Raw genomic sequence first — 22,645 nt, 5'->3', positions numbered from 1 at the left:
CAACGCGTGTCGCGGGCGATCAGGCCGCCTGCGAATGCGGGTCCTTGTGCTGGCGGTCGTAGTAGCTGGCCGCGCGCAGTTCGTGGGTGTCGAAGTCGTCCACGGTGATGGTGTCCAGGGTCAGCGTACGCAGTTCTTCCAGCAGGCTGCGCTCGTCCTGGGTGATCACGCCTTCGGCCACGGCCTCGTCCAGCTGGCTCTTGAAGTCCAGCGCTTCGATGCCCTTGCTCTTCAGCGCCTTCAGGAACTTGCGCTCCACCGGCTCGGCCATGATCGCCTTGCTCAGGTAGCTGTTGATACGGCCGCCCGGGTTGTTCTCGCACGGGGTCAGGAACACGCCGCTGGCCAGACGGTCGCGGGCTTCGTTCGGTGCCATCAGCAGAGCGGCAACACGGCGGCTCAGGCGGTCGCCGGGGGCCTCGGCACGACGGCCCAGCGGGAAGATCAACGCCCACATCAGCCAACCGATCGGACGGATCGGGAAGTTGCGCAGCGCGGCCGACAGCGATTCTTCGATCTTGTGCACGCTGTCATGGAAGGCCCAGGCCAGCAGCGGCTGGTCGGCCTGCGGTGCGCCTTCGTCGTGGTAGCGCTTGAGCATGGCGCTGGTCATGTAGACGTGGCTCAGCACATCGCCCAGGCGGCCGGACAGCGATTCCTTGAACTTCAGCTTGCCGCCGAGGGTCATCATCGAGATGTCGGCCATCAGCGCCAGGTTGGCCGAGTAACGGTCCAGCTTGCGGAAGTAGCGGCGGGTGTAGGCGTCACCCGGGGCTGCACCGAAGCGTGCACCGGTCAGGCCGAACCAGAACGAACGCACGGCATTGGAGAGGCCATAGCGGATGTGGCCGAACAGGCTGCGATCGAACTCCTGCAGGCCGGCACGGGTATCCGGATCCTGCGCGGCCTTCATTTCCTTCAGCACCCACGGGTGGCAGAGGATCGCACCCTGGCCGAAGATCAGCAGGCTGCGGGTCATGATGTTGGCGCCTTCCACGGTGATCGCGATCGGCGCGGCCTGCCAGCTGCGGCCGGCGAAGTTGCGCGGCCCCAGGATGATGCCCTTGCCGCCGATCACGTCCATCATGTCCGAGATCACTTCGCGGCTCATGTTGGTGCAGTGGTACTTGGCGATCGCCGACGGCACCGACGGCACGTCACCACGGTCAACCGCCGCGGCGGTGGCCTGCGACAGCGCACTGATCTTGTAGGCCTTGCCGCCGATGCGGGCCAGCGCTTCTTCCACGCCTTCGAAGCGGCCGACCGACAGGCCGAACTGCTTGCGGATGCGCGCATAGGCGCCGGTCACCGCGGCACCGGCCTTGGCACCACCACTGGCGGTGGACGGCAGGGTGATCGAGCGGCCCACGGCCAAGCACTCGTTGAGCATGTTCCAGCCCTTGCCGGCCATGGCAGCGCCACCGATCAGCTGGGTCAGCGGAATGAATACGTCCTTGCCGCGGATCGGGCCGTTCTGGAAGGTCGAGTTCAGCGGGAAGTGGCGGCGACCGATTTCAACGCCGGCGGTATCACGCGGCAACAGGCCCAGGGTGATGCCGATGTCGCGGGTTTCACCGATCAGGCCATCCGGGTCGTACATGCGGAAGGCCAGGCCGATCAGCGAGGCAACCGGGGCCAGGGTGATGTAACGCTTGTCGAAGGTCAGCTTGACGCCGAGCACCTGCTCGCCGTTCCACTCGCCCTTGCAGACGATGCCGTAGTCCGGAATGGAGGTGGCGTCGGAGCCGGCGAACGGGCCGGTCAGGCCGAAGCAGGGCACTTCGCGGCCATCGGCCAGGCGCGGCAGGTACTGGTCCTTCTGCTCCTGGGTGCCGTAATGCACCAGCAGTTCACCCGGGCCCAGCGAGTTGGGCACGCCGACGGTGGAGCTGACCACCGAAGACACCGACGCCAGCTTCTGGATCACCTTGTGGTGGGCCAGCGCGGAGAAGCCCAGGCCGCCGTATTCCTTCGGGATGATCATGCCGAAGAACTTGTTCTTCTTGATGAAGGCCCACAGTTCCGGCGGCAGGTCAGCGTGGACGTGGGTGATTTCCCAGTCGTTGACCATGGTGCACAGCTCTTCCACCGGGCCATCGAGGAAGGCCTGTTCTTCGGCGGTCAGCTGCGGCTTGGGATAGTTGAGCAGGATGTTCCAGTCCGGATCACCGGTGAACAGTTCTCCCTCGAAACCGACCGAGCCGGTTTCCAGCGCGATGCGCTCGGTCTGCGACAGTGGTGGCAGCACCTTGCGGAACACCTTCATCATCGGGCCGGTCAGCAGCGGCTTGCGGATGAACGGCAGCAGCAGCGGCACGGCGATGACGGCCAATACAGCGGCTGCGACGATCGTGGCGGTCTGGTTGACGTAGGGAATGAACCAGCAGGCGGCCAGCAGGGCCACGCTGATCAGCGTCCAGGTAACCAGCCGCATGCGGTGGTAGGCGACGAACGCGCCTGCCAGCAGCAGGGCGAGGAAGGGAAGAACGATGCTCATGAGCGTGCTCCGGTGACGTGCTCGTTTGTGGCGGACGAAGCCTCAGCGTCTGCTGCGGGCAACACGTCCAGATAGTCCAACACAGTAGCGGTAAAGGCGTCGTTGTCATCGCCGGCGACCATGTGCGTGGCCTGCGGCAGCTGTACATGGCGCGCGTGCGGCGCCAACGCCAGGAATTCGGCCACGGTCTGCGGCGTGACCAGATCGCTGCGACCGCCACTCACCAGCAGCAGCGGGCACTTCACCTGGCGCGCGGCTTCGGCCAGTGCGTCCTGGTGCTGTTCGCTGTCGCGGGCCAGTTCGGCCACCAGGCGCGGGTCCCAGTGCCAGCGCCAGCGGCCGTGACCGTCTTCGCGCAGCAGCGCGCGCAGCGACTGCTCGGATTTGCGCGGACGGTGCGGCATGTAGGCCGAGATCACGTCGGCAGCCTGGCTCAGCGAGGCGAATCCGTCGGGATGGGCGGTCATGAAGGCGAGGATGCGCTCGACACCGGCAGTATCCCAGCGCGGGGTGATGTCGACCAGCACCATCGCCGAGAACAGGCCCGGCCAGCGCGACTCGGCCAGCAGGCCGAACAGGCCCCCCATCGAGGCCGCAACCAGCACCGGCGGGCGCGGCTGTTCACCGGCCAGCACGATCAGGTCATCGGCGAACTGTTCGCCGTGATAGGGCAGGTCGGCGGCATTCCAGTCCGAATCGCCGTGACCACGTGCGTCATAAGCCAGCGTCTGCAGGCCGGCTGCAGACAGGGCACGCGCGGTGGCATTCCAGGCGTGACGGGTCTGGCCGAAACCGTGCGCGAACAGCACCCGGCCACGACGACCGTGGTCGCTGGCAGTGGCGGCGAGGCGGGCACCATGGGCCGCCTCCAGGTGCAGGTCATGGAACGCAGCGGGAGTAGGGGACGTAACCATACTTGCTAGTATGGATCGCTTGTGAGGGAAGTCAATACTGCATCGTATGGTGCGGTGCGGCAGCCCTGCAGGTGAGCCCTTTGACGGTTTCGCCCGCAACGGCGTACTGCAACGAACCCCGGCGTATGGTTAAATCAGCCCATGAATCAACCTGACGCTTCCGCCGGCGAACCGCGCGCCGGCCGCAACAGCCGCCTGAGTGCCGAAGACTGGGCCCAGGCGGCCCTCGACCTGATTGCTGAACAAGGCGTAGGCGCCGTTGCGGTGGAACCGCTGGCGCGGCGCCTCGGCGTGACCAAGGGCAGTTTCTATTGGCATTTCCCCTCGCGTGACGCCTTGCTGCAGGCCGCGCTGGAACGCTGGGAACTGTTCGAACAGGAACAGGTGTTCGGCAGCCTGGAAGACGTGCCGGACCCGCGCGTGCGCCTGCGCCAGCTGTTCCAGATGGTGGCGCATGAAGTGCAGCCGCACATCATCTACAGCGAGCTGCTGAAGGCACTGGACCATCCGATGGTGCGTCCGGTGATCGACCGCGTGTCGCAGCGCCGCCTCGACTATCTGATCGCCTCGTTCCGCCAGGCAGGGCTCAGCTCGACCGATGCGCGCCACCGCGCACGCCTGGCCTACGCCGCCTATGTCGGCTTCCTGCAGCTGTCGCTGCAGCTGCAGCAGCCCAAGCAGGCGCGCGAGGATTTCGAGGCCTATGTCGAGCATCTCATCGAGACGCTGATTCCGAACGGTTGAAGATCGCCGTACTGGTCACGAGAAAGCCGCGGCATTGCCGCGGCTTTTTTCTGGTTCTTCACCCAACTCCGGGGAAGGCGGCTCGGATTTTGAGGAAGAAATAGGCGTCGTCCCGGTATCCGTAGGCGACGCGCTTTATGACCTTTATCTTGTTGTTGATCCCCTCGACCAGATTCGTTCCGAGGGGCCACCGGCAATGAGCCAGAATGCCTGCCAGATAGGGCTGTAGGCGACGGACAAACGTTCGCAGGGGCTCCAGGCGGCTACGCAATGCGCGCTGTCGCCAGCTCTTCCACGCTTTTGCTGCCCAAGCCTGGCTGCGGTAGCGCCAGAGCTGCTTCAAGTCGTCTTTCAGCACATAGGCCGTCAGTAGTGCCTTGTTGGCAGCCAGCAGCTCCTTGAGCTTCACTCGTTGATCCGCCGGGACATTCTGCCGGTTGCGCAGCAAGAGCCAGCGAGAGGTCTTCACCACACGCCGAGCAGGTTTGTCCTGGCGCAGCCTGTTGGCTTCATCCACGCGGACCCTGTCGATGACCTCCCGGCCGTATTTGGCCACCACATGGAACAGGTCGTAGACCACTTCGGCATTTGGGCATTGGGCTTTCACTTCTAGGTCGAATGCCGAATTCATGTCCATGGCGACCGCTTGGATACGTTCGCAGCCCTCCCGGCCCAACAGCTCGAAAAAGGGGCGAACATCCGCTCGGCTACGACCACGCCCAACCCATAGCACTCGTTTGCGGGACGGCTCTACTATCACCGTGGCGTAGCGATGGCCCTTCTGGATCGCGAATTCGTCCATTGCAAGAATATGGATTCCGGAGAGGTCCACCGGTCCCAACGTCTGCTGCAAGTGCCTGAAATCAAGCGCCTTGACGGTTTTCCAGTCCAGTCCGTGCCATCTGGCTGTGGCATGGATCGACGTGGTAGCACACATCTGTGCAACGCTCTTTGCGAGTCGTTGCGTGACCCGGCAGTGCCGATCCAGCCAGTCCAGATGCTCCAGCTTCGGCCCGCAACGAGGGCAGGCCACGCGCTGCCGCTGCACCTCCAGCTCGACCGGCTCATCGAAAACAGGCAGATCACGGATACGCCGGATCACATGGTCGTGGATGGAGGTAACCCACTTGGAACAGCCGCTGCAGCGGTGCCTGCGGCGTCCATCGGGAAGCAGCGAAAGTACCAGCCACGAGACCCCATGACGAACCTCGCGTCTCCAACCATCCAGGCGATACCCCGCCCAGTCCCCCAACAACGGCATACAATCCAGCTTGGCCACGGCCGGCCCCAGTTTGTAGTCTCGACAACCACAATCTAGCGGGTCGGCCGTGAGCCTCTCCCCTCAGATGGGAGAAGAACCTTTTTTCTTGCGTGCCACACGTATTGCCGGAGGCACAAAGAACAACGGCCCCTTGCGGGGCCGTTGCTGCATCAGCTGATCAGTGGATCGATCAGAACTTCTGCTTGTACTGCATGTACATGTAGCGGCCCGGCAGGTCGTACTGCGGGTCGAACATGTTGTACGAGGTGTAGTACGAAACCGGCGGGCCCTTGTCCCACGCGTTGTTCAGGCCGACCATGATGGTGCCCTTCCACGGCGTGTTGTAGCGGAACTGGATGTCGTGGTAGGTCGTGGCACCAATGTGGTTCGTTCCCTTCGCGCCATCAGAGCAGTATGCGAAGGTTTCCGGTTCCTTGACTGGATCAAACGGGCACGGTTCGGTCATGCCGGACTTGTAACGAATGCCGTAGTTGACCCCGAAGTCCCCGTAGGACCAGTCGACATACAGATTGGAACGGATGCGCCAGTAAGGGTCCTGATCGCGGTAGCGACCCTGACGACCATCAACCGGGGAATCCGGGGTCGATTTGGTGTCCCACTTGGACAGGTAGGTGCCGTCCAGAGTGATGGTGAACTGGCCGATCGAAGTTTCCGGCAACTTGTACAGGATGCCCAGATCCCAACCTTCCACCTTGTACGACGCCAGGTTCTGCAGCGGCATGTTGACGTTGGTGATGGTGTAACGCTGGTTGGTGCTGCCGTAGTTTGGATCGCGGGTGATCAGGCCGCAGTAGGCCGCCTGCTGCTGAGGTGTGCCGCCGTAGCAGTTGCTCATGATGTCCTGGATCGCCGGACGGGTGATGGCGTCTTCAACCTCGATCTGCCACCAGTCCAGAGTGACGTTCAGGCCGGTGACGAAGCTCGGGCTCCATACCAGACCCAGCGTCTTGCTGGTCGACGTCTCAGGCTTCAGGTTCGGATTGGCCTGCCAGGTGAACGGCACAACCGTCTGCTTGCGGCCCGCACCGGCGCCAGGCTGCACGAAGCCAGCTGGAACACCCTGTGCGGCACATTGCGCAGCAACCGCACCGGTACGCAGGCCTGCGTTGGAGGAGCAGGGATCGATGTAGCTCTCGAACGAGTCAGCATCGCCGCGATACAGGTTGTTGATGCTCGGGGCGCGGAAGCCTTCCGAGTAGTTACCGCGGATCATCAGGTCGTCGATCGGCTTCCAGCGGAAGCCGAACTTGTTGTTGGTGGTGTTGCCGAAGTTGCTGTAGTCGGAGTAGCGCGATGCCACGCTGAAGTCCAGCAGCTTCGCGCCCGGCAGATCGGCCAGCACCGGGATCGACAGTTCCACGAAGAACTCGTTCAGGTCGTAGGCACCCTTGGTCGGTGCAGCACCGTTGCCGGTGCTCAGGCCCGAGGCAATAAAGGCGTCCGGATCAAACTGACCGGTTTCCTTGCGGTACTCGTAGCCGGCAGCGAAGCCCAGCGCACCGGCCGGTAGCTGCACGATCTCACCGGAGATGTTGGCGTAGTAACCCTTCGACACAAGGCTCGCTGAGTCATGTGCGGTGAAGGACACGTAGTCCAGCGCTTCCTGCGAGACCGAACCCAGACCACCCAGCGCATTGATCGGCACGCACCCGGCGATGACGGCACCCGCCGAGTTCAAGCATGCGGGCTTGCCATCGCGCAGTGCCGACGGACCGTAGGCTTCTTCCAGGCGCTGCACATTGAACAGACCGTAGGTCAGATCGTTCTGGTCGGTCTTGTCGTAGCGGTAGCCGACATCCCAGTCGAAGTTGCGGCCGGCGAACTCGAAGAAGCCTTCGAAACCACCGTAGAAGTGCCAGTTCTTGACGTTCTGGTTGAACGAACGGCCACCGGATTCATTGAAGCGACGATTGACGCCCTCCAGTTCGACGCCATACGGGTTGTACATGCTGTCCGCGCTCAGGTCCATGCCAGTGACCGGCATGGCGGCCAGCAGCTGCTCGGACTTGCGCTCGTTGTACATCGCCTCGGTGCGGAAGGTGATGTTGTCAGTCAGGTTGTACGAACCCAGCACGAACAGCGAGGTGCGCTCATTCGGGGTCAGCAGGTAGTTGTCCGGCGCGGTGTTGTAGCCATGGATGTTCGGATCAAACGGGGTTTCAACACCGTTGAGGATGATGTACTGCTCGTCGTTGCGCGTGTAGTTGCCGGGGATGCCGGTCGCGCTCTGACCGCTGTAGAACGGCGGGCCGCCGGCGGAGATCTTGCGGTCACCGGCCATCACGGACTTTTCGTTGACGTAGGACGCACCGACGGTAATCGAAGCGCGGTCGGTGACGGTACCCAGAGTGAAGTCGTACGCTTCACGCTCACCGTCGCCGGCGCTGTACTGGCCCTTATAGGCATTGACTTCAGCGCCGTCGAAGTTCTGCTTGGTGATGATGTTCACCACGCCGGCGATCGCGTCCGAACCGTAGATGGTCGATGCGCCGTCCTTCAGGACGTCGATGCGCTCGATCATCGCGGTAGGAATGGTGTTCAGGTCGACGCTGCCATCCAGGCCGGTGGTCCAGCGACGGCCATTGACCAGTACCAGGGTGCGCTCGGAACCCAGGTTGCGCAGGCTGACGCCGGCCGAACCGTCACCGCCGTTGTTGTAGGTACGGTTCAGGGCGGCGCCGTTGGCGGCAACGCGCTGCAGGATGTCGGCGACCGAAGTCACGCCCTGCTTGTCGATGTCGGCGCGGGTCAGGCTCAGGACCGGCTGCGAGGTTTCGATGTCGGTGCTCTTGATGCGCGAACCGGTGACCGAGATGCGGTCAAGGTTGGTCGCTTCCTGGGCCTGGGCGGTGGCAGTGGACGCCACACCGGCAACGAGCGCGACCAGAACGGCATCGCGCAGCTTGTTGGACTGGAAATTCATTGGCTCTCTCTCTCCAAGAAATCTTGGCTGGGTTAATGCCCGGCGGGGGAGCGAAAAGCGCTCCCAAATCGCGAGGCTGAGCCGATAGTAGCGGGCGTTCGCCAAGAATTAAAGCTGCGTTAATCAAGTCTATGATTTTGGTAAAAATGAAAATTGATGCACGAAATCAAGGGGTTGAATCGCAGGTGACATCACTCCGTCTCGTTTGTTAGCGCAAAGTGACGAAAAAAGTTTCCGTTGATGTGTATCGCAGTGTGTCGACGTGAATTGCGCGGTATCCAATTCGTCGAAAAGCGCTCTGCGTGTATCACGAACGCGCATACGCAACGGGCGCCTTTCGGCGCCCGGGAGAAGTCACTTCAGGAAGACCCAGGAGGTGGGGTCAGAGATCCTGTTCGTAACGCACATACGGCACGGTGCCGTCGTCATTGCTTTCATTGCGCGGGGAGAACGGATTCTTGCCGCGGCTGATCACGTTTTCGGCGCCAACGGTAAGCTGGCCAGACCACGGGGTACGCCAGGTCAGGCCGATGCCCAGGCCCTCCCACTTGCCGGGCTTGCCCGGCACGTCGATCACGCGGCCGATGATGCTGCCGGTGAAGTTGCCGTAGCCGGCGCCGATGCTCAGGCTCTTGCTGTCCCAGCGGTCGACGATGGACGGTGCGGCGTCGGCCAGCGGTACCAGGCGGGCCTTGGCGTAGGTACCGGCGATCGAGACAAAACCCTCGCGGCCGATGTTCTTCTGCGCGAATACGGTCAGGTCGTTCTGCTCGGCGCGCAGCGAGGGGGTCTTGTTCGGGCCGGACAGCCACGCCGGCAGCGTTTCACGGCCGGTGCCGGCGGTGATGCCGAGACGGCTGCTGCCGCGGTTCAGCGCGGCGGTACCGGTGAAGCGGCGGCTGTTGAGGTCGTCGTCGTCACCCAGGCTGGCCAGCATGCAGTGACTGGCCAGGCCGCTCATGCTGGTCCCGCTGCTGCTGTTGCAGAGCAGGCCCAGCGAATCGCCGGAGGACAGGCCGAAGGCCGCATCCAGCGAGTTGCGGCCGAAGTGCCAGCGGGCGCCGGCGGCCTGTTCACCGGTGGGCTCCAGGTAAAGCAGGGCCTCGACCTTGCCGCTGCCCTTGTTCCATACCGGCAGCACGGTCCGGGTGTCCTTGCTCTGCGCGTGCACGCCCGTGATCGCGCCAAGGGCGATCAGCAGGGCCAGCGGTAGACGCAGGAAGGTACGCATCGGACCAGTTCAGACAGGGACGGACAACGGAAGTTCCCGCGGAGACGGGAACTTGATCCTAGGGTGTTTATGAATTCTTAACAAGCCTTGATCCCCCCAGATGCAAGACAAGCCGTTTACTGAAGCCGTTCAGGCGCCGGTACAGTCCCCTCGGCACCGTGGAACAGTATGCCGAACTCCGTCAAAGGAAAGTGATACTCCCGCCCGCAGAATTCGCAACGGACCTCGACGGCGCCGGTGTCTGCGGCTGCGGCACGGGCCTCGTCCTCGCCCAGCGACTGCAGCATCGACGCGACCCGCTCGCGGGAACAGGAGCAGGCGAAGGACAGCGGCTTGCCGCCCATCAGTTCCGGCTTCTCTTCGTGGAACAGGCGGTGCAGCAGCTGCTCGGCCGGGGTCGCCAGCAGCTCGGCCTTGCCCAGGGTCTCGAACAGGGCGCTGGCACGCGCCCAGCCGTCCTCGTCACCCTCGTCGCCCGGCAGCTTCTGCAGCAGCAGGCCGGCGGCGCCGTTGCGGTCGGCGGCCAGCAGCAGGCGGGTCGGCAGTTGTTCGGACTGGCGGAAGTAGTCCTCGAAGGCCTCGTCCAGCTCCGGTGCGGTCAGCGCGACCAGGCTCTGGTAGCGCTGCGGCTCGCGCGGGTCCAGGCCCGGGTTCTCAATGGTGATCGCGAGCAGGGCGTCATCACCCAGGCTGGACAGGTCGCGCGGCGCATCGGTGCCCTCGCTGAGCTGGGCGATGCCGCGCAGGGTACCGGCAGCGGTGCACTCGGCAAACAGGGTGCGCAGCGCGGTGCTGCTGCGCAGCTGGATCGAGAGGCGGCCATCGATCTTGGTGTGGCCGGTGAACAGCGCCGAGGCCACGCAGGCCTCGCCGAGCAGTTCGGCGGCGGTATCCGGGTACTCGGCGTGGGACAGGATCTCCTGCCAGGTCGCCTGCAGGCGCACGTGGACGCCACGGACGCCAGCGTCGGGAAGCAGGAAGCGGATCAGGGAATCGGGGTTGGCGGTCATCGGCTCACATCGCGCGTAAACGAGGGCGGTTGCCGGATAATGCGCCGACAACCGGATAGAAGAAGGATGCACCAGTAATGGGGGCAGGGGGAGAGCAGCACAAGGTGGAGGCCATCGCGGAAGTCCCGCGCCGCAGGCGCTGGCGCTGGAAACGGCTGCTCTGGCTGCCGCTGCTGCTGGCCGCTTTCAGCTGCCTGCAGGTACTGGTGCTGCGGTTCATCGACCCGCCGGTATCCACGGTTATGCTGTGGCGCTATGGCGAGGCATTGGGGGAGGCCGACTGGTCCTATCGCCTGCATTACCAGTGGCGCGACCTGGACCAGATGGCAGCGAGCCTGCCGATCTCGCTGGTGGCCGCGGAGGACCAGCGCTTCCCCGACCACAATGGCTTCGACCTGCAGGCCATCGAGAAGGCCCGCGACCACAACGCCAAGGGCGGACGCCTGCGGGGGGCCAGCACGATCAGCCAGCAGGTCGCCAAGAATCTGTTCCTCTGGCAGGGCCGCAGCTGGATCCGCAAAGGCCTGGAAGTCTGGTACACGGTGCTGATCGAAGCACTGTGGCCGAAGGAGCGCATCCTGGAGATGTACGCCAACATCGCCGAGTTCGGCGACGGCGTCTATGGCGCGCAGGCGGCGGCGCAGACGTTCTGGGGCAAGGATGCGTCCCGGTTGAGTCCGGCCGAGAGTGCACGGCTGGCGGCGGTGTTGCCGGCACCGCGGCGCTACAACGCTGCAAAGCCAGGGCCGTACGTGCAGCGGCGCGTGGCATGGATCCAGCGCCAGGCACGGCAGCTGGGCGGCGCGGCTTACCTGTCGGAAGACTGAGGACACCTGCCCTTGGGGCGGCAGGCCATGCACCTGCAGGCAACGTACAATCCGGGCATGAACCGCGAACGCCTTACTTTCGTCATCGCCGCCTACAACGAGGAGCAGGCGCTGCCGTGCCTGCATCCCCGCCTGTGTGCGGTGCTGGACGGAATGCCCGATATCGATGGCCACATCCTGTATGTGGACGATGGCAGCCACGATGGTACCTGGCAGGTGATCGCAGGATTGGCGCAGGACGACGCGCGCGTATCGGCGTTGAAGCTGTCGCGCAATTTCGGCAAGGAGGCTGCGCTGACTGCCGGCCTGGACCTGGTGCGCGACGGCGCGGCGATGATCCTGGATGCCGATGGCCAGGACCCGCCGGAACTGGTGCCGCAGTTCGTTGCGCGCTGGCGCGAGGGCCATGACAACGTCTATGGCACGCGCATGGCCCGCGATGGCGAAGCCTGGATCAAGCGCGCCACGGCGGCGGCGTTCTATCGGGTGATCGGTCGCCTGTCACGCACGCCGATCCCTGCCGACACCGGTGACTTCCGCCTGTTGTCGCCACGCGCGCTGAGTGCGCTGCGCGAGATGCGTGAACGCCACCGCTTCATGAAGGGCCTTTTCAGCTGGGTCGGATTCAAGCGTATTGCTGTGCCCTACCACCGTCACGCGCGGGTGGCCGGATCCAGCAAGTTCAGCCTGTGGCGGCTGTGGAATTTCGCCTTGGAGGGCATCACCGGGTTCTCGACCGTTCCCCTGCGGGCGGCGACCTACATGGGCCTGGCAACGGCGGCGGTGGCCTTCGTATTCGGCGTGTGGGTGATTGCCAAGGCGGCCCTGTACGGTGACCGGGTGGCGGGTTGGCCGACGATGATGGCGGTGATCCTGTTCCTGGGCGGGGTGCAGTTGATCGCGCTGGGCCTGATCGGCGAGTACCTGGGACGGCTGTACGAGGAATCCAAGCAGCGCCCGTTGTACCTGGTTGACGCCTGGCTAGCATCCGCCGTGGCAGACTCGGCCCTGCAACCCACCCTCGGAGGGCAGGCAGATGACCACGGTACGGCAACTGTTGGACGGCAAGTCTCCTGAAGTACATGCGGTCGCGCCGGATGCGGCGGTGATCGATGCGATCCGGTTGATGGCGGAAAAGGGCATTGGCGCGGTGCTGGTGATGGATGGTCCGCGGCTGGTCGGGATCCTTTCGGAGCGCGACTACGCGCGCAAGATCGTGCTGCGTGATCGTTCGTCGCGGGATACGGCGGTGGCCGAGATCATGACGGCGAAGGTGGTGACGGTCTCGCCGGGCGAGCAGGTGGAGCATTGCCTGCAGCTGGTGACCGACTACCGCATCCGCCACCTGCCGGTGGTGGAGGGCGCACAGGTGCTGGGGGTGATTTCCATCGGCGACCTGGTGAAGTCGGTGATCGATGCGCAGCGGCGCGAGCTGGATCAGCTGCAGCAGTACATCGTGGCAGGGTGAGTTGTTCGCTGGCGGGCCTGCGGCCCGCCGGCCCGCTTTTCGAAGCCAGAGCCAGAGCTGAGGGCAGCGCCTTCCTGGTACGCCGGGAGGCTGAGGGCATGGGCGTGCAGGACACGCCGTAAACCCCGCTCCGCGGTCCGGCCCAGCCGCTGGCGGCTGTGCGTTCGGGCGCTTGCGAAGCAGTGCTTCGCAAGCAAAGCGTCCTCACCCATGGGGGGCTCGATGGCGCCATCCATGGCGCCAACGGTCCTGCACGCCCATGCCCTCCGCCCTTGGACACGTTCCTGCGAGCGCGGTGCATACATGCGCGGTGGCTCGCCTTTGGTAGCTGCCAACCTTGGTTGGCAACAGCTTTTGACTTTGCTTTCTTCTTTTGACTTTGAATTTCGCTCTCGTTCCGCGCGCGCAGGAACCTGTCCGGAGCCGGAGCAAGGCGGCAGGCAGGACCGTGAGGCGCATGGATGCGCCGACCGAGCCTACAGGGACGTATTTACGGCGTGTCCTGCCTGTCGCCTTGCTCCGGCTCTACGCGCGGGAAAAGAGGCGCCGCGAACAACGCTGTAACCCTACTTCGCATACTGCCCCCCGCAGTCGGCATCCTTCCCCGGCCCCAGTTCGATGGTCGCCAGCAATGCCGCTGGCGGCGCGATGCTGCCCAGCGCCAGGGCTACCGCGCCACGAATCCCCAACGCCTTGAAGTCCGGGCGGAACGACGGGTCCTTGAACGTGCCACTGATGTGCAGTGGAGAGCGCAGTACCAGGATGCTCTTGTCCTTCGGGCGCGGTTTCAGCAGCAGGTCCAGGGTCTCGTCGCGCAGGCTGACCGTGCCTTCGCCGATGAGGATCGTATCGGTGGTGTCCACCGCCAGCGCCTGGCTGGTCATCAGGCCGTCGCGCACGCCGAAGTCGGCGAAGGCGCAGCGCAGGGGAATCTGTTTGTCGCCGGTCACCAGGAATTTCAGTGATTCGGTGATGTCCAGCCCTGCCAGTTCCATCACCAGGTTGCCGACATGGCCGCGGCCCATCGCCAGGCCGACCTTGCCGTCGCTGCTGCCGAGCATTGCGGCGATCGAGTTGCCGCGGCCGCTCAGGTCCACCTCGCCGCCGATGCCGCCCTTGGCCTGCTCGGCCAGTTTCGCGTCCGGAAACAGCTGGCCGAGCTGCACGCCGCGCACACTGGCCTTCAGGGCGGTGCTGATCTGCGGACGGCGCGCGTCCATGCGGATCGTGCTGCGGATATCGCCTCCGGCCACGCCGAAGTTCAGCGGGTCCAGCCGCAGTACGCCGTCATCCAGCAACAGGTGCGCGTCCATGTCGTCCAGCGGCAGTGATGGCGCGTTGATGCGGTGGGCCTTCCAGCGCACGTCGGCATCCATCGCGCGCAGCTTGCCGAGGTTGTAGGGCGTGTCGGGCAGCACGCGTGCGCGGGCGGCAACCCGTGCGGCCTCGGCCTTCTGTTCAGCGTTGGCGGTTTCGCCGCCGCCGGTTTTCGGTGGGGCACCGACGAAGCCGGCAAGGTCATCGAAGTCCAGGCGCTTGGATTCCAGCGTGGCGGTCAGCCGCGGCCGCGCACCGCCCACTTCGAACTGCAGATTGCCACCGAGATCGCTGTCGCCGACCTTGCCGGTGAAGGCGTCGTAGCGCCAGACGTTGTGGTCACGCTTGAGCCGGCCGTTCAACGCATAGGGTGGCGACGGCGGAATGGCAATGCCGAGCAGCGGATAGAGGTCGGCGAGGTCCTGGCCGCTGAGCGCAAACTGCAGATCGAACACGCGCAGCTGGAAGGGATTGGTCAGCGTGCCACTGGCTACCGCGTGGGTGGCGCCTGCTCGGCCATCGAGATGGATGCGGAACGGATGGTCGCTGTCGGTCAGCTCCAGCGGTGATTCCGTGCCGCCACGCAGGGTGAACGGATTGCCCTGCCAGTGTCCCTTGCCCTGTACCAGCAGCGGTGGCGCCGCATCGGCCTGTTTCGGCTGGCCGCTGCGCACGTCCACGCGGATATCGGTACGGCCGAGCGCGTCGAGGAACTGCAGGCGACCGTCATCGATGCGCAACCGTTTGAGCTGCGGGCTGGTCCCACCGGCGCTGCCACCGAGGAAATCCCAATTGCCCGGGTCGCCCTTGCGCGGCGCTGTTTCCAGCAGCACGTCCGGCCGGGTCAGGCGTACTTCGGGCAGCTGCACGCTGCCGCGCAGCAGCGGCCACACCCGCACGTCGATCTCGACGCGGTCTGCGGTGGCCATATCGGGTTGCTTCGCCCAGCTTGCATTGGCGAAGGTGATCGCATCGGCACGGATCGTACTGGTGCGGCCGAGGTCGACATCAAGGTTCCCGATGTGCAGCGCACGGCCGGTGCGTGCCTGCACCGCACGCTCAACCGGCCCCTTGAACCAGTTCCAGTCCCACAGCGCGATCAACAGCAGGAGTGCCGCCAGCAGGAAGATCAGGATCGTGAGCCAGCGCCGGCCTCGTGGGCCGGGGCGGCGGAGGCGCCAGCGGGTCGTGCGCTTTGTGGCAGGGGAGGTGGCAGCATTCACGCCGCCATGGTTGCCCCCTCTTCGTGGACAGGGCGCGAAGCGTCCATGTGCGTGGTGTGCACACGCCGCGTTCGAACGCTGGTTTACAGCACCTGCATGGTGACCGCGACGAAGTGGCAGACGCTGCCACCGATCACGAACAGGTGCCAGATCGCGTGCGAGTACGGGATCGATTCACGATGGTAGAAGTAGGTCCCCAGCGTGTACGACAGGCCGCCGGCGAACAGCCAGGTGAGGGTGCCGCCGTCGATCGAAGCCCACATCGGCTTGATCGCCACGATCACCAGCCAGCCCATGGCGATGTAGATCACCGTTGAGAGCACCTTGAAGCGGCCGGTGTAGAACAGCTTGAACACCACGCCGCCCAGCGCCAGCGCCCAGATCGCGGTGAACAGGCCCCAGCCCCACGGGCCGCGCAGGCCGATCAGGGTGAACGGGGTATAGGTGCCCGCGATCAGCACATAGATCGCGCAGTGGTCGAACACCTTCAAGCGGCCCTTGGCGACCGGATGCTGGATGGCGTGATACAGGGTGGAGGCGGTATACAGCAGCAACAGCGCGATACCGAACACGATCGCGCTGGCCAACTGCCAGCCGTCGCCATAGATCGCAGCCAGGGTGATCAACACCGCGCTGGCGGCCAAGGCGAATACCGCGCCCAAGCCATGGGTCAGGGCGCTGGCGATTTCTTCACGGATCGAAGCAATGGACGTCGTGGACATGGGCATGGGCATCGTTCACGGGGAGGGGGACCCGCGTCCCCTTATCATCGCCGCGATGGCCGCCGTGTGCACGCCCGTCACCGTATGGTGGGTGAATCCCTGCGTTGCGCCGATGAATCCGTGAGCGGTAGATCCACGCCATGCGTGGATGAACCACCCGCGACGGCCGGGGGCAGAGCCCTTTCCCTGCGGAAAGGGATCCGACCCGCTGGCATCAGCCCACCGAAACCGTATGCGCCGCTTCGCGGGTGGCCGAGAAGCGCACGTCCGGCGAGCGTTCCTGGGCCAGCTGCAGGTTGACCCGGGTCGGTGCCAGGTAGACCAGGTGGCCGGCTGCATCCAGCGCCAGGTTCAGCGCATTCTTCTCGCGGAACTCTTCCAGCTTCTTCTCGTTGCTGCAGTGGACCCAACGCGCAGTGGTCACGCTGACCGGCTCGAAGGTGGCTTCCACGCCGTACTCGTCCTTCAGGCGGTAGGCGGCCACGTCGAACTGCAGCACGCCGACCGCACCCAGGATCAGGTCGTTGCTGGTCAGCGGGCGGAAGAACTGGGTCGCACCTTCCTCGGACAGCTGGGCCAAGCCCTTCTGCAGCTGCTTGAGCTTGAGCGGATCGCGCAGGCGGGCGCGGCGGAACAGTTCCGGGGCGAAGTTGGGGATGCCGGTGAAGGTGACTGCTTCGCCTTCGGTGAAGGTATCGCCGATGGAAATGGTGCCGTGGTTGTGGATGCCGATCACATCGCCCGGCCACGCCTCGGCGGCGATCTCGCGGTCGCTGGCCATGAAGGTCAGCGCGTTGGCCAGCTTCATTTCCTTGCCGGTGCGCACGTGGAAGGTCTTCATGCCGGCGCTGAAGCGGCCCGAGCAGACCCGCATGAACGCCACGCGGTCACGGTGCTGCGGGTCCATGTTGGCCTGGATCTTGAACACGAAGCCGGTCAGCTTGTTCTCTTCCGGGGCGATCTCGCGGCCGGTGGTGGAACGCGCCTGCGGCGACGGGGCATGTTCGACGAAGAAGTCCAGCAGCGGCTGCACACCGAAGTTGTTCACGCCGGAGCCGAAGAACACCGGGGTCTGCTTGCCCGCGCGGTAGGCGTCCAGGTCGAACGGATGGCTGGCGCCCTGCACCAGTTCCAGTTCGTCGCGCAGGTCGGCCAGCATCTGTGCACCGATCTTCTCGGCCAGGCCGGGCGCATCGATGGACGGGAAGATGGTCGAGTCCTGGCGGGTGAAGTTGCGGCCCGGTTCGTACAGGTGCACTTCGCCGGTCAGCAGGTGGACCACGCCCTTCAGGCGCTGGCCCATGCCGATCGGCCAGGTCACCGGCGCGCACTGGATGCCCAGCACGGTTTCCACTTCATCCAGCAGCTCGATCGGGTCCTTGCCCTCGCGGTCGAGCTTGTTGATGAAGGTCATGATCGGGGTGTCGCGCAGGCGGCAGACTTCCATCAGCTTGATGGTGCGCTCTTCCACGCCCTTGGCCACGTCGATCACCATCAGCGCCGAGTCCACCGCGGTCAGCACGCGGTAGGTGTCCTCGCCGAAGTCGGCGTGGCCGGGGGTGTCGAGCAGGTTGACGATCTTGCCTTCGTACGGGAACTGCATCACCGAGGAGGTGACGGAGATGCCGCGCTCCTTTTCCAGCGCCATCCAGTCGGAGGTGGCGTGGCGGGCGGCCTTGCGGCCCTTGACCGAACCGGCCATCTGGATCGCGCCTCCGAACAGCAGCAGCTTTTCGGTCAGCGTGGTCTTGCCGGCGTCAGGATGGGAAATGATGGCGAAGGTGCGGCGACGCGACGCTTCGTTGGCGACTTCGGACATGGCAGTGGCGCCCGCCCGGGGCGCTTTTCAAAGAGATAAGCGCCCGATTATACCGGCCGGGGGCGGTCAGCGCCCGGTGCCGCCCTCGGCCTCGCCCTGGCGGGCGAACTGCAGTTGGCCCTGTTCGGCGAAGATGCGCACCGGCACCGAGCGCAGGTTCATGCCCCGGTTGACCTGCACCACGAAGTGCAGGTGCGGCGCGCTGCTGTAGCCGCTGTTGCCGGACAGACCGATCGGCTGCCCGGCCCCTATCGCCTGGCCGCGACGCACACGCATGCCGCCGGCCTGCAGGTGGCCGTACAGGGCCATGCTGCCGTCGCTGTGCAGCACGCGGATGAAGTTGGCGCGGGCACCATCACGTTCGCGGTCCTGGCCGTTGCCACGGAAGCCATCCTGGATCTGCATCACCGTGCCCTCGCGCGCGGCCAGCACCAGGGTGCCCTCCGGCAGCGCGAAGTCGACCGCGTCGCGGTTCTCCTCATCGTCATGGCTGAAGCGTCCCTGCGGCGCCTGGTCCACGCGCAGGCGGGCCGCGTCGAACGGCAGGCGGTAGGCGACATCTTCGGCCTGTGCGGCCGGGTTGCCCGGCACCGACTGCAGGCGCAGATCGAGCATGCGGCCATCGATCGGGGCGGGCAGGTGGCCGACCACCAGGCTGCTGTCGCCCTGGATCAGCGACTCGACCGGGAGGCCTTCAACCGGGTGCCCAGGGGCGGCGCGCAGCTGGATCTGCAGCGGCCCCGCCAGCCCGTTGTCGATGCGGGCCTGCCACTGCCCACCGACCGGCTGCAGGCGCAACCGGGCCATGGGGGCGGTGACCTCAGCGCTGGCTGCGCGGGTGGCCGGGACAGGCGAGGGAACCAGTCCCCACCCCTGGCGCCAGTCGCCGGCGTGTGCGGTCGCGCTCGCCAGCAGAGTCAACAGCAGGCAGGACAGGGGCAGGCGCGGCATCGGCGTTTCCAGCGAAAAGGACCGCCGGGACTGTAGCTGATCCTGAACGGGACGACCGCGACGGCCTTCGCATAGTGTTCCTGAAAATATTCATCGCTTTATCCGTATGAAGGGATTGACAGTGCGGAAAAGGGCTGGCATCGTGGCTCCACCATCGAGACCGGCAGAGGGACAGGCCCTTTGAAGCCGGGGCAGCCCGCAGGCGCGCAAGCGTCTGCGTAGGTGCCAAATCCTGCGGGGACCGTGGCGTCCACCGAAAGATGGTTCGAACCATGCACCCCACGTGCATCTCGAACGCGGGCCCCGCGAAGGCTCGATGGCCGATTCCCCAACCGGATCCCGCCATGAGCTTCGCCGCCAGTACCGCCATTCGCCCCGAACCCTTTGTCCCCGTCAGCGTGCCGGTCGAAGACCGCGTGCATGCCGAGCGCGGTGAGTTCGCCGCGGTGCTGTCGATGCGTCACGCCGGCCCCAGCCCGGTGCGCCTGCGCTATGAGTGGGTCGGCCCGGCCAATGCGCCGGTGGTGGTGCTGGCCGGTGGCATTTCCGCCCATCGCCACGTGGCGTCCAATGCACAGTTCAGCGAGAAGGGCTGGGCCGAAGACCTGGTCGGCAGCGGGCGCGCGCTGGATCCGCAGCAGCTGCGTGTACTGGCCTTCGACTTCATCGGCGCCGACGGTGCACTGGATGTGCCGATCGATACCGCCGACCAGGCCGATGCACTGGCGCTGCTGCTGGACCATCTCGGCATCCGCACGCTGAAGGCGTTCGTGGGCTACTCCTACGGGGCGCTGGTCGGCCAGCAGTTCGCGATCCGCCACCGTGCACGCGTGCGCCAGCTGGTGCTGGCCAGTGGCGCGCATCGCCCGCATCCGTATGCCGCCGCCTGGCGCGCATTGCAGCGCCGCGCGGTCGCGCTGGGCCAGCTGCAGTGCGGCGAAGACCACGGTCTGGCGTTGGCCCGGCAGTTCGCCATGCTCAGCTACCGCACCCCGGAAGAGTTCGGCGAGCGCTTCGACGCCGCACCGGAAGTGATCAATGGCCGTGTGCGCGTGGCCGCCGAAGATTATCTCGATGCGGCCGGTGCGCAGTACGTCGCGCGCACGCCGGTGACCGCTTACCTGCGCCTGTCCGAATCGATCGACCTGCACCGCGTCGACCCCACCGCGATCCTGCCGCCCACCGTAGTTGTCGCGGTGGAGGGTGACCGCCTGGTGCCGCTGGCCGACCTGGTCGGTCTGGTCGAAGGGCTGGGCCCGCGCGGCAGTCTGCGCGTGCTGCGCTCGCCCTACGGCCACGACGCCTTCCTCAAAGAAACCGATCGCATCGACGCGATCCTCGCCACCGCCTTCCGCACTTCTGGAGAGTCCGCATGAGCCTGCACGCAAACGAGCCGTCCTGTAGTCGCACCACTGCCGCCGTCCGTGCCGGCATCGATCGGGACACCGCGCATGGTGCGGTCACGCCGCCGATCGTGCTGTCGTCGAACTTCAGCTTTGAAGGCTTCGGCAACAAGCGCCAGTACGACTACACGCGCAGTGGCAACCCGACCCGTGACCTGCTCGGCGAGGCGCTGGCGGAACTGGAGGGCGGCGCCGGCGGCGTCATCACCGCCACCGGCATGGGTGCGATCAACCTGGTGTTGAACGCATTGCTGCAGCCGGGCGACACCCTGGTGGTGCCGCATGATGCATACGGCGGCAGCTGGCGCCTGTTCAATGCGCTGGCGAAGAAGGGCCACTTCGAGCTGGTCACCGCCGACCTGACCGATCCGCGCGCACTGGCGCAGGCGCTGGCCACGCAGCCGAAGCTGGTGCTGGTGGAAACCCCGTCCAACCCGCTGCTGCGCATCACCGACCTGCGCTTCGTCATCGAGACCGCGCACAAGGCCGGTGCACTGGTGGTAGTCGACAACACCTTCCTGTCGCCGGCCCTGCAGCAGCCGCTGTCGTTCGGCGCGGACCTGGTGCTGCATTCCACCACCAAGTACATCAATGGCCACAGCGATGTGGTCGGTGGTGCGGTGGTCGCGCGCGATCCGGCGCTGCACGAGCAGCTGGTGTGGTGGGGCAACGCGCTGGGCCTGACCGGCTCGCCGTTCGATGCGTTCCTGACCCTGCGCGGCCTGCGCACGCTGGATGCGCGCCTGCGGGTGCACCAGGAGAACACCGCGTCGATCGTTGCCCTGCTGGACCAGCATCCGGCGGTCGGCACGGTGTACTACCCGGGCCTGGCCGATCACCCGGGCCACGCCATCGCCGCGCGCCAGCAAAGCGGCTTCGGCGCGATGCTGTCGTTCGAACTGGCCGACTGCGAAGGCGATGATCCGCATGCCGCAGTGCGTGCCTTCGTCGATGGCCTGCGCTGCTTCACCCTGGCCGAATCGCTGGGTGGCGTCGAAAGCCTGATCGCGCACCCGGCCACCATGACCCATGCGGCGATGACCGCTGAAGCGCGCGCGGCCGCCGGCATCAGCGAAGGCCTGCTGCGCCTGTCGGTCGGCATCGAGGCCGAGCGTGACCTGCTGGCTGATCTCGGCGCAGCGCTGCAGCGCGCCGAAGCCGTGATCGATGCGGCTGCGCGCCGCAAACAGGTGGTGGATGCATGAGCGCGCTCGCCGCTGACATTCCTGCGCTGGGCGTGGGACGCCTGGCGCTGCTCGGCACCGGCACGGTGGGCTCTGCCTTCGTGCAGCGCTACCAGGCGTTGCAGGCACGCGGGTTGGAACTGCCCAGCGTGCAGTGGCTGGCCAATTCGCGCACCGCACTGGCGATCGACCGTGATCTGGCGTTGCCGCTGGAGCTGGCACGACGCGCACCGCGTGACGGTCTCAGCTCACCGCCATGGGCGAGCGCCGAAGGGCTGGAACGGGGTGACGTGGTGGTCGATGCCACTGCCAGCGAAGATGTGGCCGCACGTCACGTGCAGTGGCTGGCGCGTGGCGTGCACGTGGTCACCGCCAACAAGCTGGGCCGCGGTGCGCAGCTGGCACGTGCCACGGCCATCGCCGAGAGCTGCGCAGACAGTGGCGCACGCTATGGCGACAGCGCCACCGTCGGTGCCGGCCTGCCGTTGCTGAGCAGCCTGCGCGCGCTGGTAGCCGGTGGCGACCACATCCACGCTATCGAGGGCGTGCTGTCCGGCTCGCTGGCGTGGCTGTTCCATCGCTATGACGGCCAATCGCCGTTCTCGGCGGCGGTGCGCGAGGCGCTGGCGGCCGGTTATACCGAACCGGACCCGCGTCTGGATCTGTCCGGCGAGGACGTGCGCCGCAAGCTGCTGATCCTGGCGCGCAGCAGCGGGCTGGCGCTGGATGCTTCGCAGGTGCAGGTGGATTCACTGGTGCCTGAAGCGCTGGCAGCGCTGCCGCTGGAGGATGCGGTGGCTGCGCTTGAGCAGCTGGATGCGCCGCTGCAGGCGCGCTGGCAGCAGGCACGCGACAATGGTCGTGTGCTGCGTTTCGTCGGCCGCGTTGATGGCGAGGGTGCGCAGGTAGGCCTGCGCGAGTTGCCGGCCGATCACCCCTTGGCGCAGGGTGCAGGCACCGACAACCGCGTGGCCATCCACAGCGATCGCTATCACCGCCAGCCGTTATTGATCCAGGGGCCGGGCGCGGGTGCGGAAGTCACTGCGGCCGCGTTGCTGGATGACGTGCTGCGGATCGTGGGTTGATGTCCGTGCTGCTGCGCTCGCCGGGCCATGCCCGGCGGGCCCGCA

The 22,645-nt window shown here is 65.7% G+C and carries 17 protein-coding genes and 1 riboswitch; of the genes, 7 read left to right on the top strand and 10 right to left on the bottom strand.

Features of this window, described 5'->3' with window-relative positions; translation table 11 throughout:
- Window positions 1–19 precede the first annotated feature (19 nt).
- Both V3B25_RS17100 and V3B25_RS17095 read right to left on the bottom strand, forming a co-directional pair.
- Entirely contained in the window at window positions 20–2,497 is a 2,478-nt protein-coding gene (locus tag V3B25_RS17100) for an acyl-CoA dehydrogenase (RefSeq protein WP_329811043.1), read from the bottom strand.
- Window positions 2,494–3,411 (bottom strand): alpha/beta hydrolase, encoded by a 918-nt coding sequence (locus V3B25_RS17095; RefSeq protein WP_329811042.1) that lies wholly within the window; start codon window positions 3,409–3,411, stop codon window positions 2,494–2,496. The genes V3B25_RS17100 and V3B25_RS17095 overlap by 4 nt, the downstream gene beginning before the upstream one ends.
- Window positions 3,412–3,552: 141 nt before the next feature.
- Between V3B25_RS17095 and V3B25_RS17090 the strand changes: the two genes are divergently transcribed.
- Complete coding sequence (locus V3B25_RS17090; RefSeq protein WP_006464233.1) at window positions 3,553–4,155, top strand: TetR/AcrR family transcriptional regulator; 603 nt, start codon at window positions 3,553–3,555, stop codon at window positions 4,153–4,155.
- 58 nt (window positions 4,156–4,213) lie between these two features.
- On the opposite strand, the gene V3B25_RS17085 is transcribed toward V3B25_RS17090, so the two are convergent.
- From V3B25_RS17085 to V3B25_RS17070, 4 genes are all read right to left on the bottom strand, one after another.
- Window positions 4,214–5,434, bottom strand: coding sequence for an ISL3 family transposase (locus V3B25_RS17085; RefSeq protein WP_201117162.1), 1,221 nt, complete (start codon window positions 5,432–5,434; stop codon window positions 4,214–4,216).
- 172 nt (window positions 5,435–5,606) lie between these two features.
- On the bottom strand, window positions 5,607–8,360 hold the full coding sequence (locus V3B25_RS17080; protein ID WP_049420961.1) for a TonB-dependent receptor: 2,754 nt from the start codon (window positions 8,358–8,360) through the stop codon (window positions 5,607–5,609).
- 382 nt (window positions 8,361–8,742) lie between these two features.
- Entirely contained in the window at window positions 8,743–9,591 is an 849-nt protein-coding gene (locus tag V3B25_RS17075) for a hypothetical protein (RefSeq protein ID WP_049420960.1), read from the bottom strand.
- Window positions 9,592–9,707: 116 nt separating this feature from the next.
- Window positions 9,708–10,601 (bottom strand): Hsp33 family molecular chaperone HslO, encoded by an 894-nt coding sequence (locus V3B25_RS17070; protein WP_071228203.1) that lies wholly within the window; start codon window positions 10,599–10,601, stop codon window positions 9,708–9,710.
- A 77-nt stretch (window positions 10,602–10,678) separates the two neighbouring features.
- Here V3B25_RS17070 and mtgA point away from each other — a divergent pair, with 77 nt between their 5' ends.
- Genes mtgA through V3B25_RS17055 form a run of 3 tightly spaced genes read left to right on the top strand, consistent with a single transcriptional unit; the run spans window position 10,679 to window position 12,896 of the window.
- Window positions 10,679–11,428, top strand: a complete 750-nt coding sequence (gene mtgA / locus V3B25_RS17065) for a monofunctional biosynthetic peptidoglycan transglycosylase (RefSeq protein WP_329811041.1) — start codon at window positions 10,679–10,681, stop codon at window positions 11,426–11,428.
- A 57-nt stretch (window positions 11,429–11,485) separates the two neighbouring features.
- Window positions 11,486–12,505 (top strand): glycosyltransferase family 2 protein, encoded by a 1,020-nt coding sequence (locus tag V3B25_RS17060; RefSeq protein ID WP_049401430.1) that lies wholly within the window; start codon window positions 11,486–11,488, stop codon window positions 12,503–12,505.
- On the top strand, window positions 12,465–12,896 hold the full coding sequence (locus V3B25_RS17055; protein ID WP_019336409.1) for a CBS domain-containing protein: 432 nt from the start codon (window positions 12,465–12,467) through the stop codon (window positions 12,894–12,896). Before V3B25_RS17060 ends, V3B25_RS17055 begins: the two co-directional genes overlap by 41 nt.
- Window positions 12,897–13,462: 566 nt before the next feature.
- On the opposite strand, the gene V3B25_RS17050 is transcribed toward V3B25_RS17055, so the two are convergent.
- The 4 genes from V3B25_RS17050 to V3B25_RS17035 all read right to left on the bottom strand — a co-directional run bounded on the left by V3B25_RS17050 (window position 13,463) and on the right by V3B25_RS17035 (window position 18,928).
- The gene (locus V3B25_RS17050; protein WP_329811040.1) at window positions 13,463–15,436 is read right to left on the bottom strand and encodes an AsmA family protein; all 1,974 of its coding nucleotides are present in this window, start codon (window positions 15,434–15,436) and stop codon (window positions 13,463–13,465) included.
- An 83-nt stretch (window positions 15,437–15,519) separates the two neighbouring features.
- Complete coding sequence (locus V3B25_RS17045; protein WP_049420955.1) at window positions 15,520–16,158, bottom strand: hemolysin III family protein; 639 nt, start codon at window positions 16,156–16,158, stop codon at window positions 15,520–15,522.
- 214 nt (window positions 16,159–16,372) lie between these two features.
- On the bottom strand, window positions 16,373–17,977 hold the full coding sequence (locus V3B25_RS17040) for a peptide chain release factor 3 (protein WP_014038155.1): 1,605 nt from the start codon (window positions 17,975–17,977) through the stop codon (window positions 16,373–16,375).
- Between the two features lie 66 nt (window positions 17,978–18,043).
- A complete protein-coding gene (locus V3B25_RS17035; RefSeq protein WP_201117092.1) occupies window positions 18,044–18,928 on the bottom strand; it encodes a M23 family metallopeptidase in 885 nt (294 codons plus the stop codon).
- A 148-nt stretch (window positions 18,929–19,076) separates the two neighbouring features.
- Window positions 19,077–19,195: riboswitch (SAM riboswitch) on the top strand.
- Window positions 19,196–19,272: 77 nt separating this feature from the next.
- Between V3B25_RS17035 and V3B25_RS17030 the strand changes: the two genes are divergently transcribed.
- The 3 genes from V3B25_RS17030 to V3B25_RS17020 are packed head-to-tail and all read left to right on the top strand — an operon-like array spanning window position 19,273 to window position 22,600.
- The gene (locus V3B25_RS17030; protein WP_032127791.1) at window positions 19,273–20,304 is read left to right on the top strand and encodes a homoserine O-succinyltransferase; all 1,032 of its coding nucleotides are present in this window, start codon (window positions 19,273–19,275) and stop codon (window positions 20,302–20,304) included.
- Entirely contained in the window at window positions 20,301–21,536 is a 1,236-nt protein-coding gene (locus V3B25_RS17025) for an O-succinylhomoserine (thiol)-lyase (protein WP_049420953.1), read from the top strand. Before V3B25_RS17030 ends, V3B25_RS17025 begins: the two co-directional genes overlap by 4 nt.
- Window positions 21,533–22,600, top strand: coding sequence for a homoserine dehydrogenase (locus V3B25_RS17020; RefSeq protein ID WP_049420952.1), 1,068 nt, complete (start codon window positions 21,533–21,535; stop codon window positions 22,598–22,600). The genes V3B25_RS17025 and V3B25_RS17020 overlap by 4 nt, the downstream gene beginning before the upstream one ends.
- Window positions 22,601–22,645: the final 45 nt, after the last annotated feature.

Origin of the sequence: Stenotrophomonas sp. SMYL8, assembly GCF_036320065.1 — a bacterium.
Classification (GTDB): Bacteria; Pseudomonadota; Gammaproteobacteria; order Xanthomonadales; family Xanthomonadaceae; genus Stenotrophomonas; species Stenotrophomonas maltophilia_A.
This window is presented reverse-complemented; position numbering and strand designations above follow the sequence as displayed.

Excerpts from the sequence above, each read along its gene's own strand:
- mtgA (WP_329811041.1), top strand. The coding sequence starts at position 10,679 with ATGGGGGCAGGGGGAGAGCAGCACAAGGTGGAGGCCATCGCGGAAGTC.
- V3B25_RS17090 (WP_006464233.1), top strand. The coding sequence starts at position 3,553 with ATGAATCAACCTGACGCTTCCGCCGGCGAACCGCGCGCCGGCCGCAAC.
- V3B25_RS17020 (WP_049420952.1), top strand. The coding sequence starts at position 21,533 with ATGAGCGCGCTCGCCGCTGACATTCCTGCGCTGGGCGTGGGACGCCTG.
- V3B25_RS17045 (WP_049420955.1), bottom strand. The coding sequence starts at position 16,158 with ATGTCCACGACGTCCATTGCTTCGATCCGTGAAGAAATCGCCAGCGCC.
- V3B25_RS17100 (WP_329811043.1), bottom strand. The coding sequence starts at position 2,497 with ATGAGCATCGTTCTTCCCTTCCTCGCCCTGCTGCTGGCAGGCGCGTTC.
- V3B25_RS17060 (WP_049401430.1), top strand. The coding sequence starts at position 11,486 with ATGAACCGCGAACGCCTTACTTTCGTCATCGCCGCCTACAACGAGGAG.
- V3B25_RS17030 (WP_032127791.1), top strand. The coding sequence starts at position 19,273 with ATGAGCTTCGCCGCCAGTACCGCCATTCGCCCCGAACCCTTTGTCCCC.
- V3B25_RS17080 (WP_049420961.1), bottom strand. The coding sequence starts at position 8,360 with ATGAATTTCCAGTCCAACAAGCTGCGCGATGCCGTTCTGGTCGCGCTC.
- V3B25_RS17095 (WP_329811042.1), bottom strand. The coding sequence starts at position 3,411 with ATGGTTACGTCCCCTACTCCCGCTGCGTTCCATGACCTGCACCTGGAG.
- V3B25_RS17025 (WP_049420953.1), top strand. The coding sequence starts at position 20,301 with ATGAGCCTGCACGCAAACGAGCCGTCCTGTAGTCGCACCACTGCCGCC.
- V3B25_RS17040 (WP_014038155.1), bottom strand. The coding sequence starts at position 17,977 with ATGTCCGAAGTCGCCAACGAAGCGTCGCGTCGCCGCACCTTCGCCATC.
- V3B25_RS17070 (WP_071228203.1), bottom strand. The coding sequence starts at position 10,601 with ATGACCGCCAACCCCGATTCCCTGATCCGCTTCCTGCTTCCCGACGCT.
- V3B25_RS17075 (WP_049420960.1), bottom strand. The coding sequence starts at position 9,591 with ATGCGTACCTTCCTGCGTCTACCGCTGGCCCTGCTGATCGCCCTTGGC.
- V3B25_RS17035 (WP_201117092.1), bottom strand. The coding sequence starts at position 18,928 with ATGCCGCGCCTGCCCCTGTCCTGCCTGCTGTTGACTCTGCTGGCGAGC.
- V3B25_RS17055 (WP_019336409.1), top strand. The coding sequence starts at position 12,465 with ATGACCACGGTACGGCAACTGTTGGACGGCAAGTCTCCTGAAGTACAT.